Origin of the sequence: Kingella bonacorsii, assembly GCF_016623605.1 — a bacterium.
GTDB lineage: Bacteria > Pseudomonadota > Gammaproteobacteria > Burkholderiales > Neisseriaceae > Kingella_B > Kingella_B oralis.
On record NZ_JAEHNZ010000002.1, the window covers coordinates 295,637 to 310,641 of the forward strand.

The 15,005-nt window shown below is 52.4% G+C and carries 17 protein-coding genes and 1 tRNA gene; 8 read left to right on the top strand and 10 right to left on the bottom strand.

Going from position 1 to position 15,005, the window contains the following annotated elements; genetic code table 11:
• Positions 1–4 precede the first annotated feature (4 nt).
• Complete coding sequence (gene ypfJ, locus JDW22_RS06350; RefSeq protein WP_003798652.1) at positions 5–862, top strand: KPN_02809 family neutral zinc metallopeptidase; 858 nt, start codon at positions 5–7, stop codon at positions 860–862.
• A gap of 60 nt (positions 863–922) precedes the next feature.
• Here the strand turns inward: ypfJ and JDW22_RS06355 are convergent, their stop codons facing one another.
• The gene (locus JDW22_RS06355; RefSeq protein WP_200522362.1) at positions 923–1,879 is read right to left on the bottom strand and encodes an L-lactate dehydrogenase; all 957 of its coding nucleotides are present in this window, start codon (positions 1,877–1,879) and stop codon (positions 923–925) included.
• Between the two features lie 216 nt (positions 1,880–2,095).
• On the opposite strand from JDW22_RS06355, the gene JDW22_RS06360 reads away from it, so the two are divergent.
• From JDW22_RS06360 to dnaJ, 4 genes are all read left to right on the top strand, one after another.
• Positions 2,096–2,503 (top strand): hypothetical protein, encoded by a 408-nt coding sequence (locus JDW22_RS06360; RefSeq protein WP_200522363.1) that lies wholly within the window; start codon positions 2,096–2,098, stop codon positions 2,501–2,503.
• A complete protein-coding gene (locus tag JDW22_RS06365; RefSeq protein ID WP_200522364.1) occupies positions 2,439–3,212 on the top strand; it encodes a hypothetical protein in 774 nt (257 codons plus the stop codon). Before JDW22_RS06360 ends, JDW22_RS06365 begins: the two co-directional genes overlap by 65 nt.
• 103 nt (positions 3,213–3,315) lie before the next feature.
• Positions 3,316–3,795, top strand: a complete 480-nt coding sequence (gene ispF / locus JDW22_RS06370) for a 2-C-methyl-D-erythritol 2,4-cyclodiphosphate synthase (RefSeq protein WP_200522365.1) — start codon at positions 3,316–3,318, stop codon at positions 3,793–3,795.
• Positions 3,796–4,032: 237 nt separating this feature from the next.
• The gene (gene dnaJ, locus JDW22_RS06375; protein ID WP_200522366.1) at positions 4,033–5,178 is read left to right on the top strand and encodes a molecular chaperone DnaJ; all 1,146 of its coding nucleotides are present in this window, start codon (positions 4,033–4,035) and stop codon (positions 5,176–5,178) included.
• Positions 5,179–5,341: 163 nt separating this feature from the next.
• Here the strand turns inward: dnaJ and JDW22_RS06380 are convergent, their stop codons facing one another.
• The 3 genes from JDW22_RS06380 to queF form a co-directional block, all read right to left on the bottom strand.
• Entirely contained in the window at positions 5,342–6,022 is a 681-nt protein-coding gene (locus JDW22_RS06380; RefSeq protein WP_200522367.1) for a 7-cyano-7-deazaguanine/7-aminomethyl-7-deazaguanine transporter, read from the bottom strand.
• A gap of 276 nt (positions 6,023–6,298) precedes the next feature.
• Positions 6,299–6,502, bottom strand: a complete 204-nt coding sequence (locus JDW22_RS06385; protein WP_003798635.1) for a hypothetical protein — start codon at positions 6,500–6,502, stop codon at positions 6,299–6,301.
• A gap of 86 nt (positions 6,503–6,588) precedes the next feature.
• Entirely contained in the window at positions 6,589–7,062 is a 474-nt protein-coding gene (gene queF / locus JDW22_RS06390) for a preQ(1) synthase (protein WP_003798633.1), read from the bottom strand.
• Positions 7,063–7,265: 203 nt separating this feature from the next.
• On the opposite strand from queF, the gene obgE reads away from it, so the two are divergent.
• The 3 genes from obgE to nth all read left to right on the top strand — a co-directional run bounded on the left by obgE (position 7,266) and on the right by nth (position 9,468).
• Positions 7,266–8,414, top strand: coding sequence for a GTPase ObgE (obgE, locus tag JDW22_RS06395; RefSeq protein ID WP_200522368.1), 1,149 nt, complete (start codon positions 7,266–7,268; stop codon positions 8,412–8,414).
• A 27-nt stretch (positions 8,415–8,441) separates the two neighbouring features.
• Positions 8,442–8,762, top strand: a complete 321-nt coding sequence (locus JDW22_RS06400; protein ID WP_003798629.1) for a hypothetical protein — start codon at positions 8,442–8,444, stop codon at positions 8,760–8,762.
• 67 nt (positions 8,763–8,829) lie between these two features.
• The gene (gene nth / locus JDW22_RS06405) at positions 8,830–9,468 is read left to right on the top strand and encodes an endonuclease III (protein WP_200522369.1); all 639 of its coding nucleotides are present in this window, start codon (positions 8,830–8,832) and stop codon (positions 9,466–9,468) included.
• Between the two features lie 684 nt (positions 9,469–10,152).
• Here the strand turns inward: nth and rpsO are convergent.
• The 6 genes from rpsO to JDW22_RS06435 all read right to left on the bottom strand — a co-directional run bounded on the left by rpsO (position 10,153) and on the right by JDW22_RS06435 (position 14,941).
• Positions 10,153–10,419 carry a 30S ribosomal protein S15 gene (rpsO, locus tag JDW22_RS06410; protein ID WP_003798626.1) on the bottom strand — a complete coding sequence of 89 codons (267 nt, stop codon included), beginning with the start codon at positions 10,417–10,419 and terminating at the stop codon, positions 10,153–10,155.
• Between the two features lie 251 nt (positions 10,420–10,670).
• Complete coding sequence (gene aphA, locus JDW22_RS06415; protein WP_200522370.1) at positions 10,671–11,399, bottom strand: acid phosphatase AphA; 729 nt, start codon at positions 11,397–11,399, stop codon at positions 10,671–10,673.
• Positions 11,400–11,557: 158 nt separating this feature from the next.
• Entirely contained in the window at positions 11,558–13,045 is a 1,488-nt protein-coding gene (gene cls, locus JDW22_RS06420; protein WP_200522371.1) for a cardiolipin synthase, read from the bottom strand.
• A 118-nt stretch (positions 13,046–13,163) separates the two neighbouring features.
• On the bottom strand, positions 13,164–13,475 hold the full coding sequence (gene rpsJ / locus JDW22_RS06425) for a 30S ribosomal protein S10 (protein WP_002642322.1): 312 nt from the start codon (positions 13,473–13,475) through the stop codon (positions 13,164–13,166).
• 17 nt (positions 13,476–13,492) lie between these two features.
• Positions 13,493–14,677, bottom strand: coding sequence for an elongation factor Tu (tuf, locus tag JDW22_RS06430; protein ID WP_003793138.1), 1,185 nt, complete (start codon positions 14,675–14,677; stop codon positions 13,493–13,495).
• Between the two features lie 191 nt (positions 14,678–14,868).
• A tRNA-Lys gene (locus JDW22_RS06435) sits at positions 14,869–14,941 on the bottom strand.
• Positions 14,942–15,005: the final 64 nt, after the last annotated feature.

Sequence of the window (15,005 nt, forward strand, 5' to 3'; positions counted from 1 at the left end):
TTTTATGCGTTGGCAAGACCGGGAAGGCAGTAACAATATTGAAGATGCGCGTGGCAGCTCGGGCGGAGGCGGCATGGGTGGCGGCAAACCAATTGGCATCATTGGTTTGATTATTTTGTTAATTGGTGCTTACAACGGCGTGGATTTAAGCGGTTTGGTGGGCGGGGCGAACCAGCTTAGCAATGCTCAGCAGCAAACACGCCAGCAACCGCAATATTCTCAACAAGAGCAGCAGTTATATAAACTCAGCTCGGTTGTATTGCGTGAAACGGAAAAAGTATGGGGCGCGTATTTTCAAAAAATGGGCAAAACGTATCAAGAGCCTGTGTTACAAATTTATTCGGGCGCAACTCGAACGGGATGTGGCACAGGGCAAGCCAGCGCAGGCCCGTTTTATTGCCCTGCGGATAATAAGCTATACATTGATTTGTCGTTTTACAATACCATGAAAAACCAGCTTGGCGCAGAAGGCGATGCCGCGTTTGCTTATGTGATTGCTCACGAAGTGGGGCATCATGTGCAAACCATGCTGGGCACGCTTGGCAAGGTGCACAATTTACAGCAGCAAGTGGGCAAAACAGAATCCAATGCGTTATCGGTAAAACTGGAATTGCAGGCGGATTGCTACGCGGGTGTGTGGGGCTATTACGCGCAAAAAGACGGGCTGTTTGAAGACGGCGACATTGAAGAAGCCTATGTGGCGGCGGAAGCGGTGGGGGATGACACCTTGCAGCAACGCGCGCAAGGCTACACCGTGCCGCACACTTATACGCACGGCACATCTGCCGAACGCAAAAAATGGTTGCAGCGTGGTTTGCAAACGGGCGATATTAACCAATGCAACACGTTTGGTGCGCAATAAGGCAGCCTGAAAACAAAAACCGCTTGAGCATTTGAACCCAAGCGGCTTTTTGCGTTTTGATTATTTCAAATATTCGTGCACTTTCTCTTGATAGCCGCGCAAGATGTTGGCGGAATCGGCAAATTTTTGTTTTTCTTCGGCATCCAAAGGTTGCTCAATAATGCGCACAATGCCACTGCTGCCGATAACCGCAGGCGTGCCGATAAACACATCATGCTCGCCGTATTCGCCTTCTACCAGCGCGGAAACGGGCAAAATCGCGCGTTCATTGCGCAAAATGGCGCGGGTAATGCGGGCCAAGCCCATGCCGATGCCATAATACGTTGCGCCTTTGCCTTCAATGATTTTGTAGGCGGCGCGCATCACGTCGTAACGGATTTGCTCCATGCGTTCTTTGCCGTTGGGTTGGGCATCAAAATAAGCTTTTACCGATTGCCCCGCAACGGTTGCCGAACTCCAAGCCGCCAAGATGCTGTCGCCGTGTTCGCCCACCATAAAAGCATTGATGCTTTGCGGCGCAACGTTAAATTCTTTGGACAATTCGTCGCACAAGCGAGCGGTATCCAACACCGTGCCCGAGCCGATTACGCGCTCTTTGGGGAAACCTGAGAATTTGTAAGTCGCGTAGGACAACACATCCACAGGGTTGGCGGCAAGCAGGAACACGCCTTTAAAGCCTGATTTCACCACTTCGCCCACAATTTTGTTGAACACGTTAAGGTTGTTATCAATCAGTTGCAAGCGGGTTTCGCCTGGTTTTTGTGGCACGCCTGCGCAAATGGTAACGATGTCGGCATCGGCGCAATCGGCATAAGTGCCTGCTTTGACCACGGTTGAAGTCGGTCCGTTAAACACGCCGTGGCTCAAATCGTAGGCTTCGGCCTCTACGCGTTTTTGGTTGATGTCAATCAACACCAATTCGTCCACAGTGCCTTGGTTGAGCGCGGCATAGGCATAGCTCACGCCCACCGCGCCTGTGCCAATCACCACCACTTTATTGCTCACTTTGTTTGCCATTTTGCTACTTCCTTTGGTTGTTGAAAAAATTTATTACATAATTATGATACGCTTATCTCGCTGTTTCAAGCGCATTTTTGGTCATTTGCTTGTGCCACGTCAATCTTATTTGAAACATTACTCCACCCCAAATCAAACGTTTTCTGTTGCTTTTTTTCAGGCTGCCGCTTGGGGCGATGTGCTATATTCCGTTCATTTTTTACCGCCGAAAACGCCATGAACCGCCCTGCCCTATTTGCCTTATTGTTGCTCACCGCTTGTCAAGCCACTTTGCCCGAAACCTTCACCGCGCAAAACCTGCAACTCGTCATCTACCACGACAGCCTCGGCAACCGCACGCTGCCGATTGCCCGCCGCGCAGGCGAAAAACGCCAAACGGCTTGGCGCAACTGGCTGGCAAGCCATCGCAACCAATGGCAAAACGGCAACACCCTCGTTTCGGGCAGCACGCATTGGTGCGCGCAATGGCTGGAAAACGGCGCGGAGCAGCGCATCTGCAAGCGGCACGACAATCACCACGCGCCCGCGTTGGTTTGGTTTGGCAACGGCGTGTTGCGCGATGCGGAGGCAATTGGCGCGGCGGATAGGATTTGGGCGGGGCGGTTGGCAACGGAGCAGCCGTAGGCAGCCTGAAAATAGCGATTGGTTTGCCCAGCGTTGCCATTGGCGCATAAAAAGCGTTTTCAGGCTGCCTCATGGCAATAGGCAGCCTGAAAACGTATGCTACGTCTCCCGCAAAATATGGCTCATCATGCCCCATCCTGCAATCCCGCTTTCAGGCTGTCTCTTGTTCACAGGTCAAACCATGTTCCCAAAAATCTTGCTCCCTTTCGCCCTAATCGCCGCCTCCATCGCCTCCGCCTGCACCATCACGCCCAACAGCATCGCAGACATCCAACTTGGGCAAACGCCGGCGCAAGTGCAACGCGCCCTGCCGCAAGCTCAAATCCGCAGCGAAGCCGATGCCGAAACGGGCGAAATCACCCTGATTACCCTGCCGCAAGAAATTGAAGTGTTCGCCCTGCTCAACGACAGCACGCAGCAAATCACATGGCTGGAAACCCCGTCGCCCGCCTGCCGCACCGCCCACGGCATCCGCCCCCGCATGGCATTGCGCGATGCCGAAAAAACGCTGGGCAAAGTGCGCGATATTGAATTGAGCGCGGTGGAAATGCGTCAATTTGCCCGCTTCACCCAACAGCCCAAATGGCTCAATATTCGCGTGCGCGGTGGCGATTTTGGCAACATGCCCTCTGCCCATTTCAGGCTGCCTCTACACAGCAAAAAGTTTCGCCGCGATGCCCGCATAGAAAGTTTATTTATCACCCGATAGGCAGCCTGAAACAGCGTTTGGCGAAGCTACAACAAACGAAGCCCAAACAGCCTTGAACACCCGTTTTCAGGCTGCCTCTAACCCCCACCACAAAGGAATCCCCATGACCCTACGCATCGGACAAGGCTACGACGTTCATGCCCTCGTGCCCAACCGCCCGCTGATTCTCGGCGGCGTACACATCCCCCACCCCAAAGGCCTGCAAGGACACTCCGATGCCGATGTCCTGCTGCACGCCATCACCGATGCCCTGTTGGGCGCAGCCGCGCTCAACGACATCGGCGCGCACTTCCCCGACACCGCCGCCGAACACAAAAACGCCGACAGCCGCCACCTGCTGCGCCAAGCCTACGCCCTCGTGCAGCAAGCAGGCTGGCGTGTGGTGAATGTGGACAGCACGCTGATTGCCCAGCAGCCCAAGCTGCGCCCCCACATCGCCGCCATGCGCGCCAACATCGCCGCCGATTTAAGGCTGCCTGAAAACTGCGTCAACATCAAAGGCAAAACCAACGAAAAGCTCGGCTACCTTGGGCGCGAAGAAGCCATTGAAGCGCAAGCCATCGTGTTGCTTGCCGCGCAATAGTTTTCAGGCTGCCTGACTCCGCTTGTTTGCCACAACAACCCCCGCTACGCCCACATCCCGCTGCAGCCCATAAAGCGGCACACGCAAAGGCAGCCTGAAACAGCGTCCGAAGCAAAAACAAATACCCCCGCTTTCAGGCTGCCTCCGACAAACAAACCCCGCCGCCAACCTTGATTTTCGCCCCACGCCCCCCATATAGCCCCGCATCCGATTTAACCAACCCAAAGACACACAACCATGAGCAAAGATTTTTACGAAACCCTAGGCATAGCCCGCAGCGCAAGCGAAGACGAAATCAAAAAAGCCTACCGCAAACTGGCAATGAAATACCACCCGGACCGCAATCCGAACAACAAAGAAGCCGAAGAAAAATTCAAAGAAATCCAAAAAGCCTACGACACCCTATCCGACCCGCAAAAAAAAGCCGCCTACGACCAATACGGACACGCCGCCTTTGAACAAGGCGGTTTTGGCGGTGCAGGCGCAGGCGGATTTGGTGGCTTCGGCGGGTTTGGCGGCGCACAAGGTTTTGATTTTGGCGACATATTCAGCCAAATGTTTGGCGGCGCAGGCGGCGCGCGCCAGCCCAATTATCAAGGCGACGACATCAGCTATCGCGTAGAAATCACGCTAGAAGAAGCCGCCGCAGGCGTAAAACGCCAAATCACCGTCCCCACCTACGAAGAATGCGACGTTTGCCACGGCTCAGGCGCAAAAGCAGGCACCAAAGCCACCACCTGCTCCACTTGCCACGGCTCAGGCACGGTACACGTGCGCCAAGCCATCTTTCAAATCCAACAAACCTGCCCCACCTGCGGCGGCACAGGCAAAGAAATCAAAGAACCCTGCCTTAAATGCCACGGCGCAGGGCGTGTGAAAGCCAGCAAAACCGTAGAAGTCAATATCCCCGCAGGCATTGACGACGGGCAACGCATCCGCCTCACAGGCGAGGGTGAACCAGGCACGCACGGCGCACCCAACGGCGATTTATATATCCACGTTTCCGTTGCCCCGCACAAAATCTTCCAGCGCGACCCCGAAATCCCCACCGATTTGCATTGCGAGCTGCCCATCAGCTTCGCCACCGCCGCGCTGGGCGGCGAAGTGGAAGTGCCCACACTCGGCGGCAAAGTGAAACTCAACATCCCCGCAGGCACGCAAAACGGCAAAAAAATGCGCGTAAAAGGCAAAGGCATCAAATCTGTGCGCAGCAACTTGGTGGGCGATTTGTATTGCCATGTGGTCGTGGAAACGCCGATTAACTTGACCGACCGCCAAAAAGAATTGCTGGCAGAATTTGAAACCATTTCCACAGGCTTAGACCGCAGCCAAACGCCGCGGCAGAAAAGTTTTTGGGAGCGTTTGAAAGAGAAATTTGATTAAACGGCAATAGCCAACCGCTTGTGTTTTGCGCAAGCGGTTTTTCATTGGGCAAACCATTAAGGCAGCCTGAAAACGGAATTGCATGTTTTCAGGCTGCCTATATTGCGCGTTCAACAGGCAAACAAAAAGTCGGGCGAATACACCCGACTGATGTTTTTGCCGATTAGGCAGCCTGAAACTGCTGCCCGCTCGCTGCCAATTTTTTCAGCACATAATTCAACGCCACGCCGTAAGCGGGCACAAACAGCAGCGTGCAAATGGTGAGCTTAAACAGATAATCCACAAAGGCGATGTGCTGCCAGTTTGCCGCCATAAAGGCATCGTCGCTGCCTGCGAACGCGATGGCGAAAAACAACAGCGTGTCCAGCGCGTTGCCCACAAACGTGGACGCGGTGGGCGCAATCCACCACGCTTTGAGGCGGCGCAGTTTGTTGAACACGAAAATGTCCATCATCTGCCCGAAGGCATAGGCGGCGAAGCTGGCCAGCGCGATGCGTAACACGAAAAGATTGAAGTGCGCCAGCGCACCCCAGCCCACCCAATGCCCTTCGCTGAATACGACAGACAGCGCGTAGGAGAGCAGCAGCGCGGGCAGCATCACGAAAAAGATGATGCGTCGGGCGAGCGATTGCCCGAAGATGCGCACGGTCAAATCGGTGGCGAGAAAGATGAAGGGGAAGGTGAGCGCGCCCCATGTGGAATGGACTTCAAAGCCGTTGGGCAGCGTGATGGTGAAGGGGAATTGCACCAGATAGTTGCTGGATGCGATGACGGCGATGTGGAACAACGCCAGCCAAAAGAGCGCTTGCGATTTTTGCTTGTCGGAAAAAAGATAGTTTTGCATAGGGTTTCCTAGTTTTGGTTTTGATTGGTCGCACATCTTGGCTTTTACTACGGTGCTGGCGCACCTTGCTGTACTGCTTGTACCGGCTGTGGCTCGCCGCCTTGTATTAAAAGCCCATCTGCACGACCCTTTCAACGCGGGAGGGTTACGAACCGCGCGGGGTTGAAAAGGGCAGCCGTTTTAGTTTTACCCTGCGGCTGCCTGCGAAAGGGGCGGATTATAAGGAAATTTTGCCCCGCCGTGTGGATTATCCGCGCGCCTGAGGCAGCCTGAAAATCAATCTTGCCAACGGCAATCCAATTCTGCCGTGCCGTTGAAGACGACCGATAAAGTTGAACTGGGCGCGGCAGTTACCCGAACACCTTGCTGACGGGCTAACGGCTCGGCAGTTTCATACAGCGCAACCAAATTGTTGTTGATTTGCACGGAATAAAGCGCGGCGAGCGCGGTGGTGCTGCGGGTGATGGCGAGGGTGGTCATATTGGCATGGATTGGGCAGCGGCGTGGCAGGCTGCCAGTCCTGCGAGTAAAAACAGGCGGTTTTTCATTTTCAGGCTGCCTCAGTCTTACTGCCTGTCGTGCCCGAACAGCCGCTCGCGCGCTATCTGCTCAAACGCTGTGCCCAGCCGCCCGTAGTTGGCAAAGGGATGGATGGCGATGCCGCCGCGCGGGGTGAAGATACCATGCACTTCGATGTATTTGGGATTCATCAGCGCGATTAAGTCTTTCATAATCACGTTCACGCAGTCTTCGTGAAAATCGCCGTGGTTACGGAAGCTGAACAGATAGAGTTTGAGCGATTTGCTTTCCACCATTTTCACATCGGGGATGTAGCGGATAACGATAGTGGCGAAATCGGGCTGGCCGGTAATCGGACACAGGCTGGTGAATTCGGGGCAGACGAATTTGACGAAATAATCGTTATCGGGATGCTTGTTGTCGAAGGCTTCGAGCACTTCGGGCGCGTAATCGGCGCGGTACTCGGTTTTCTGACCGCCCAGCAGCGTGATGCCGCCAAGCTCTTGGGATGAGCGAGACATGGGATTCCTTTCACAAAATGCGTTTTCAGGCTGCCCAATGGGTTAAGGCAGCCTGAAAACCGAGCGCGGCATTGTAGCAAATATTCGGGCAAAGCCGCAGCAAGTCCTTTATAATACGCCCCATTTTCCAACCCTTTCAGGCAGCCTGAAACCCCTTTTCAGGCTGCCTAAACTATCCTGAATCCAACACGAGAATCCAATCCATGAAATTTATAGACGAAGCCAAAATAGAAGTTTTTGGTGGACGCGGGGGCAACGGCGCAGCCAGTTTTCGCCGTGAAAAATTTGTGCCACGCGGCGGACCTGATGGCGGCGATGGCGGGCGCGGCGGCAGCGTGTTTGCCGTTGCCGATGAAAACGTGAACACGTTGGTAGAATACCGCTTTGTGAAACGCTACCAAGCCAAAAACGGCGAAAAAGGACACGGCTCCGACCGCTACGGCGCAGGCGCGGACGACATTGAACTGCATATGCCCGTGGGCACGCTGATTCGCGATGTGGACACCGATGAAATCGTGGCCGATTTAACCCACCACGGGCAGCGCGTGTGCGTGGCAAAAGGCGGCAAAGGCGGCTTGGGCAACATCCATTTCAAATCATCAGTAAACCGCGCGCCCAAACAATTCACCACGGGCGAAGAAGGCGAAGCGCGCACCTTGCAATTAGAGCTGAAAGTGTTGGCAGATGTGGGGCTGCTGGGCATGCCCAACGCGGGCAAATCCACGCTGATTCGCGCCGTGTCTGCCGCCCGCCCGAAAGTTGCCGATTACCCGTTTACCACGCTGCATCCCAATCTGGGCGTGGTGCGCATCGATGAAAACAACAGCTTTGTGATGGCGGATATTCCGGGGCTGATTGAAGGCGCGGCAGAGGGCGCGGGCTTGGGGCATCGTTTTTTGAAGCATCTTTCGCGCACAGGCTTGCTGCTGCACGTTGTGGATTTGGCTCCGTTTGACGAAACCACCGACATCGCCGCCGAAGCCTTGGCGATTGTGAACGAGTTGCGAAAATACGACGAAGAGTTGTACGACAAACCGCGCTGGCTGGTGCTCAACAAGCTGGATATGTTAGACGAAGAGACCGCGCAGCAACGCATTGCCGACTTGCTTGCCGCCATCGGCTGGGACTACCCCGCCCCCGATGACCGCTTTGAATTTGACATGACCACGCCCAGATTGTTTAAAATTAGTGCCTTAACCCACGAGGGCACGCAGGAATTGGTGCAGCAGATTAACCAATATATCAGCGAGAAAAAACGCCTGATGGCAGAAGCAGCCGCTGCCCAAGCCCAACAGCAGCCTGAAATGGATTTGCCTGAAACTAATCGTGATGTGTTTCAGGCGGAAGATTGATTAACTAACTTGTAAGAGAGAGAAATAATGAAAATTGTGAAAACTTTGATTACTATGGCGATTTTGTATGGGGCGTATCATGTGTATAAAACTCATGACTTTACTATTATTCCGCCGACTGATTCTGATGTGAAAGAGGCGTTTCGTAAAACTGACCCCGCTACTTTCGCCAATGCTCAAAATGTCGTTTTAACTATTACCAAGCCCTGTCAAAAGGTACAAGGTGGTATAACAGACGGTGTATATTCCTGCAATTTTGAAGTCTATATTCGCATGCCCTCTAAAACAACAGAATACCCCGATGTTCGTATTACCAAACGCAAAGGCAAATGGGTCGTTAAAAAATAACCCCACAACCCCTTTTCAGGCTGTCTACCCCTCAAAGGCAGCCTGAAAACCATCCCCCCGCCCCACCATGAACAAACACACCCGCCAAGAAATCTTTGAACGCCTACGCGCCGCCAATCCCCATCCCACCACCGAACTCCATTTCAGCAGCCCGTTTGAACTGCTGATTGCCGTGTTACTGTCGGCGCAAGCCACCGATAAGGGCGTGAACAAAGCCACCGAAAAACTGTTTGCCGTTGCCAACACGCCGCAAGCGATGCTGGATTTGGGGCTGGATGGCGTGCGCGAGTATGTGAAAACGATTGGGCTGTATCAAACCAAGTCCAAACACATTATGCAAACCTGCCGTGCTCTGCTGGAAAAGCACGGCGGCGAAGTGCCGCAAACGCGTGAGGAACTGGAAGCCTTGGCGGGCGTGGGGCGCAAAACGGCGAACGTGGTGCTCAACACCGCTTTTGGGCAGCCCGTGATGGCGGTGGACACGCACATTTTCCGCGTTGCCAACCGCACAGGTTTGGCGCGTGGCAAAACCGTGCGCGAAGTGGAAGACAAGCTGATGAAATATGTACCCAAAGAATTTTTGCTGGACGCGCATCACTGGCTGATTTTGCACGGGCGCTACACCTGCAAGGCGATTAAGCCGCAATGCCCAAGCTGCATCATCAACGATTTGTGCGAGTATGGCGCGAAAGAAACGGCAGCCTGAAAAAGCACTTTCAGGCTGCCCTGTGTTGGGATTGGTAATCTAAGCTACGCTTGCTTTTATTCAATTAAAATATTCTCACTACAAAACGCCAACACTTCACTATAATCTGCGAGCTTTTCTTTTACGTTTAAAAAATTATTATTTTTATCTTTATTTCTTCCCTAGAGAAAAGAAAATTCAATTATTGAACAAATTTCAGTATTATCAATATAGCACCCATCACTATAAATATTATTTTTTTATTACTAACCTATCAAAAACTCCACCGAAATATTTTAAATAATCATGTAAAAAATAACTTTCCCTCTTATTAAAAACGATGTTAAATTCTTTTTCTATTATTTCAGCAACAACATTAACATCTAATTTAGATGTATAAGTAATGAAAAAAATTGTTTCATTTATTCCACCTGTTTATTACTAGACACAAAATATAAAAATGCTCCTTTTATGCCGTAATTTACTGATGTGGTTGCCTTGGCAACAAGAGGCGGCCTGAAACGAAAGCTCACTTTCAGGCAACCTTAGGCTACCTTAGGCTACCTTAGGCTACCTTAGGCTACCTTAGGCTACCTTAGGCTACCTTAGGCTACCTTGTTCCACAAAGCAAATTTATTTCGTACGCTTTAAATGCTTTTCAGGCTGCCTTATGGTTCACAAGGCAGCCTGAAAACGTATTCCCTATTATTTACGCAAGCCCAAGCGGGTGATAACGTTGCGGTAGGTATCCGCATCGGTGCGGCGCAAGTAAGCCAACAAGCGGCGGCGTGCGCTGACCATTTTCAACAAGCCGCGACGGCTGTGTTTGTCTTTGGGGTTGGCTTTGAAGTGGGGGGTCAAATCGTTGATGCGGAATGTGAGCAATGCGATTTGCACTTCTGACGAGCCGGTGTCGCCCTCTTTGCGTTGGAAATCTTTAACGATTTGGGCTTTTTGTTCTACGGTTAGCATAGTTGTTTTTCCTAAAAAATAATGCCTTGCGGCGGACAAGTTTGCCGAGTAGCGCAAGCCACCCGTTTGCAAACTCCGAATTCGTTTCGTGCCAACGAAACGAAGCGCGGATTATGCCATAATTTTCAGCGCGATGTGAGATATTTTTGCGTGCAAGGCGTTGATATTGCTTGTTTACCGCTTTCAGGCTGCCGCACAAAAAATTTCAGGCTGCCTCAATCGCAACAGGCAGCCTGAAAACGCTTAACGCATCAGTAAGACGAATCAACCACAACTTCTTCGCCGTAACCGCCGTTCACGGGCAGCGGGCGGTTGGTGCTCACGGCCGAGCGAATCACGCGGATGCCGCGGATGCCGGCTTCGCGCGCGGCCAATACGTCATCGTTGCTGTCGCCGTAGTGGATTTTGGATTGGGCTTTAACGATGTACGCCGTTTTGTCGTATTTGTATGGCGCAACGGGCGTGTCGCGGGTGTAACTGATGGGCTTCATGTTTTTCACACCAAAGGTGCGTTCCAAGATTTTGGCGAGCTGGTCCATGGTGCCGTCTTTGTATTTTTTGGCGGGGGTGCGCCCGGTGATGAACACCACTTGGTCGCCGCGCGCTTGGTGCATTTCAATGATTTTTTTCGCCGATTCTTTGGGGATGGAGCTCAAATCGCAGCCGTCGGCAACGTAGTCCCAGAATTTTTGGTTGTGCAGGTATTCATAGCCGTTGGGCGACCATTTGTTGCGGCCGTAGTAAAAGCATTGCGAAGACACCAGCACGGTATCGTCGATGTCAAAGCTCACGGTCATCGGGGGCATATCTTTGATGCTTTCGCGGATTTCGTCCACAGTTACCCAGCGCACATCGGGGCTTTTCACGATGTCGGCAGCGGTTACGCCTTTGTGGTCGTAAGGCACTTTGGGGCCTTTGGCCAAAGCGGGGATGGCAGCCAGCATCAGGGCGGCGAACACGGTTTTTTTCATGATTGACATGGTTGGCTCCTATCAAAAGGGGTTAAGATTTGTTTACAGAAAAACGGCGATATTTTACGTTAGTTAATTTGGTTTAGCAATTGGGGACAAGACGGTTTTCAGGCTGCCGATTGCGCATCAATGCAGCCTGAAAACCGAAGGCGGCAACGGCGTTAAAACTACAGCAGCGGGCTAAACAGCCGCACCACGTTTTCCACCAGCCCCCAAACCTTATCGCGCTGCTGCCAATGCGTAGGCGAAATCAAATGGCTGCTGTGCAAATATTGCTGCTGCAACTGCGCGATGGCTTGCGTGGCGGGCGCATCGTAAATCGCCAGGCTGATTTCCAAGTTCAAGAAAAAGCTGCGCATATCCATGTTCACCGTGCCAAACAGCGCGTAATCATTGTCCACCGTCAGCGTTTTCGCGTGCAGCAAGCCGCCGTCAAACAGTGCAATTTTTACGCCTGCATTCAACAGTTTGGGGTAATACGCCCGCGAAGCCCAACGCACGAGCAGCGAATCCACCTTGGCGGGCAAAATCAAGGTAACGTCCACGCCGCGCTTGGCAGCGGTGGTAAGCGCGGTAAGCAGCAATTCATCGGGCACAAAATACGGCGTGGTAATCATCACGCGCGATTTCGCCGCATGGATGGCGCATACGATGGTTTCGTAAATCACAGGGTCGGATTGGTTGGGCGCAGACGGTATCACTTGGGCAATCGCATCGCCCGATTGGCGTTTGATCGTGAGCAACTCGGGGATTTTGTCGCTGATTTGCTCAATTTGCTGCTGCACTTCGGTTAAGTTTTCATCGGTTTCCACCGCCACATCTGCATAAAACACCGCCGCCAGTTCCAGCACCATTTCGCCGCGGCAACGCATCATCACGTCCACCCATTCGCCCACGCCCGCGCCTTGCTTGAAAAACCGCGGGTCCACCAAATTGAAGCTGCCCGTGTAGGCAATCAGATTATCCACAATCAAAATTTTGCGGTGGTTGCGCAAATCGCTGCGCGCGAAAAACGTTTTGAACACGCCCACAGGCAGCGCAGGCACAATCCGCACGCCCGCCTCGCGCAACTGCGCCTCCCATTCGCTGCCCAAAAATGCGCCGCTGCCCACCGCATCCGCCAAAATCGTGCATTCCACGCCGCGCTTCGCCGCATCCCGCACCGCTCCCAGCAGCATTTGAATTTTCCCTTGCGGCTCAATAATATAAAACGCCAGCGCGCACGTTTGCTGGGCAGCCTGAATGTCCGCCAGCATGGCATCAATAATTTCATCCGTTTGCGTGAGCAAGCGCATGGCGTTGTTTTCGCTCGGCGCCAGCCCCGTAACGCTGGTGGCAACATGGCTGATGCCTTGATAACGCTGCTGCATTTGGCGGTTCAGCTCGGCATTGTCATCGCCCAAATGCTGCTCGGCAAACGCGCGGTAAAACGCATTCATCTGCTCGCTGCGCTTGGCGCGCGCCGTGCCCAGCCGTGGCTCGCCAATCACAAAATACGCAATCACGCCAAACACGGGAAACACAAACAAAATGATGAGCCACGCAAACGCCGTGCCCGTGTTGCGCTGCTTATACAGCACGCGAACCACGCAGGCGACTACCGCCAAAACGTGCAGCCAAAGAAAGACCTGCGCCCAAGAAATATCAAAATCCATGTTTACCCCGTTCAATCAATTAAATATCGGCAGCCTGAAATTCTAACCGCGTTTCGTTTGCATAAAAAGGCAGCCTGAAAACATTAAACCGTTTTCAGGCTGCCTTTTGATTCAGCGATTATTGAACTTTAATTTCAACATCCACGCCTGCCGGCAAGTCCAGCTTCATCAGCGCGTCAGTTGTTTTGTCGGTCCAATCCACGATGTCCATCAAGCGCAAGTGCGTGCGGATTTCCAATTGCTCACGCGAAGTTTTGTTCACGTGGGGAGAACGCAAAATGTTGAAACGCTCAATTTTAGTAGGCAAAGGAATCGGACCTTTTACCACTGCGCCCGTGCGTTTGGCGGTTTCAACGATTTCTTGTGCCGAACGGTCAATCAAGCTGTAATCATACGCTTTCAAGCGGATACGGATTTTTTGGTTAGCCATCAGTCTGTATCCTTGTATTAAGCAATCACGCTAGCCACAACGCCCGCACCTACTGTGCGACCACCTTCGCGAATCGCAAAGCGCAAGCCTTCTTCCATCGCAATCGGCGCAATCAATTCAACGGTGATGGTTACGTTTTCACCCGGCATCACCATTTCTACGCCTTCAGACAAGGTAACCGCACCCGTTACGTCAGTAGTACGGAAGTAGAATTGTGGACGGTAGTTGGCGAAGAATGGGGTATGACGACCACCTTCTTCTTTGCTCAATACATACACTTCGGCTTTAAATTTGGTGTGAGGGGTAATGGTGCCGGGTTTTGCCAATACTTGACCGCGTTCTACTTCTTCGCGTTTGGTACCGCGCAACAATACGCCTACGTTGTCGCCTGCTTGACCTTCGTCCAGCAATTTGCGGAACATTTCCACACCGGTGCAAGTGGTTTTTTGAGTGTCTTTCAAGCCTACGATTTCAATCTCGTCGCCTACGTGGATAACGCCGCGTTCTACACGACCTGTTACTACGGTACCGCGACCAGAGATGGAGAATACGTCTTCAATTGGCAACAAGAAAGGTTTGTCAATGGCGCGTTCTGGGGTGGGGATGTAGCTATCCAATGCGGCAGCCAATTCAAAGATTTTTTCTTTGTAGGCAGCATCGCCTTCTAGGGCTTTCAAAGCTGAACCTTGTACGATTGGGCAGTCATCACCTGGGAAATCGTAGCTAGACAACAAGTCGCGGATTTCCATTTCTACTAATTCCAACAACTCAGCATCGTCCACCATGTCACATTTGTTCATAAACACGATGATGTAAGGTACGCCTACTTGGCGGGCCAACAAGATGTGTTCACGCGTTTGGGGCATAGGACCGTCAGCAGCAGATACCACCAAGATGGCGCCGTCCATTTGCGCTGCGCCTGTAATCATGTTTTTCACATAGTCGGCGTGCCCTGGGCAGTCAACGTGTGCGTAGTGGCGAGTTTCGGTTTCGTATTCAACGTGTGCGGTGTTAATGGTAATACCGCGTGCTTTTTCTTCGGGTGCTGCGTCAATTTGGTCGTACGCTTTGGCTGTACCGCCGAATTTTTCTGCCAAGATGGTGGTCAGGGCAGCAGTCAGAGTGGTTTTACCATGGTCAACGTGACCAATGGTGCCAACGTTTACGTGCGGTTTGCTACGTTCAAATTTTTCCTTAGCCATGAGCTAAAATCCTTATATAAAGAACGAGTAAGAGTTTATCTTACACAAAAATGAAACAGCGCGGTTGCGCCATTCCGTGAAAATTAAAACGTGCGATTATCGCGGTTTTTGATAAAAAAATCAAGCAGATTATTTTCAGGCTGCCTGATGCAGCAGGCAAAGAAAAAGCCAAGTCCTGAAAACTTGGCTTATGGGTCGTGAGCGATTCGAACGCTCGACCAACGGATTAAAAGTCCGCTGCTCTACCGACTGAGCTAACGACCCGAGAAACGCGCATTATAGGGAGGCAGCGTTATCCCGTCAAGCGTTGGCAAGAGGGCGTGGCGTG

What these genes read in the sequence shown, in the direction of transcription:
- ypfJ (WP_003798652.1), top strand. Translation starts at nt 5, where the DNA reads ATGCGTTGGCAAGACCGGGAAGGCAGTAACAATATTGAAGATGCGCGT.
- JDW22_RS06355 (WP_200522362.1), bottom strand. Translation starts at nt 1,879, where the DNA reads ATGGCAAACAAAGTGAGCAATAAAGTGGTGGTGATTGGCACAGGCGCG.
- JDW22_RS06360 (WP_200522363.1), top strand. Translation starts at nt 2,096, where the DNA reads ATGAACCGCCCTGCCCTATTTGCCTTATTGTTGCTCACCGCTTGTCAA.
- JDW22_RS06365 (WP_200522364.1), top strand. Translation starts at nt 2,439, where the DNA reads ATGCGGAGGCAATTGGCGCGGCGGATAGGATTTGGGCGGGGCGGTTGG.
- ispF (WP_200522365.1), top strand. Translation starts at nt 3,316, where the DNA reads ATGACCCTACGCATCGGACAAGGCTACGACGTTCATGCCCTCGTGCCC.
- dnaJ (WP_200522366.1), top strand. Translation starts at nt 4,033, where the DNA reads ATGAGCAAAGATTTTTACGAAACCCTAGGCATAGCCCGCAGCGCAAGC.
- JDW22_RS06380 (WP_200522367.1), bottom strand. Translation starts at nt 6,022, where the DNA reads ATGCAAAACTATCTTTTTTCCGACAAGCAAAAATCGCAAGCGCTCTTT.
- JDW22_RS06385 (WP_003798635.1), bottom strand. Translation starts at nt 6,502, where the DNA reads ATGACCACCCTCGCCATCACCCGCAGCACCACCGCGCTCGCCGCGCTT.
- queF (WP_003798633.1), bottom strand. Translation starts at nt 7,062, where the DNA reads ATGTCTCGCTCATCCCAAGAGCTTGGCGGCATCACGCTGCTGGGCGGT.
- obgE (WP_200522368.1), top strand. Translation starts at nt 7,266, where the DNA reads ATGAAATTTATAGACGAAGCCAAAATAGAAGTTTTTGGTGGACGCGGG.
- JDW22_RS06400 (WP_003798629.1), top strand. Translation starts at nt 8,442, where the DNA reads ATGAAAATTGTGAAAACTTTGATTACTATGGCGATTTTGTATGGGGCG.
- nth (WP_200522369.1), top strand. Translation starts at nt 8,830, where the DNA reads ATGAACAAACACACCCGCCAAGAAATCTTTGAACGCCTACGCGCCGCC.
- rpsO (WP_003798626.1), bottom strand. Translation starts at nt 10,419, where the DNA reads ATGCTAACCGTAGAACAAAAAGCCCAAATCGTTAAAGATTTCCAACGC.
- aphA (WP_200522370.1), bottom strand. Translation starts at nt 11,399, where the DNA reads ATGTCAATCATGAAAAAAACCGTGTTCGCCGCCCTGATGCTGGCTGCC.
- cls (WP_200522371.1), bottom strand. Translation starts at nt 13,045, where the DNA reads ATGGATTTTGATATTTCTTGGGCGCAGGTCTTTCTTTGGCTGCACGTT.
- rpsJ (WP_002642322.1), bottom strand. Translation starts at nt 13,475, where the DNA reads ATGGCTAACCAAAAAATCCGTATCCGCTTGAAAGCGTATGATTACAGC.
- tuf (WP_003793138.1), bottom strand. Translation starts at nt 14,677, where the DNA reads ATGGCTAAGGAAAAATTTGAACGTAGCAAACCGCACGTAAACGTTGGC.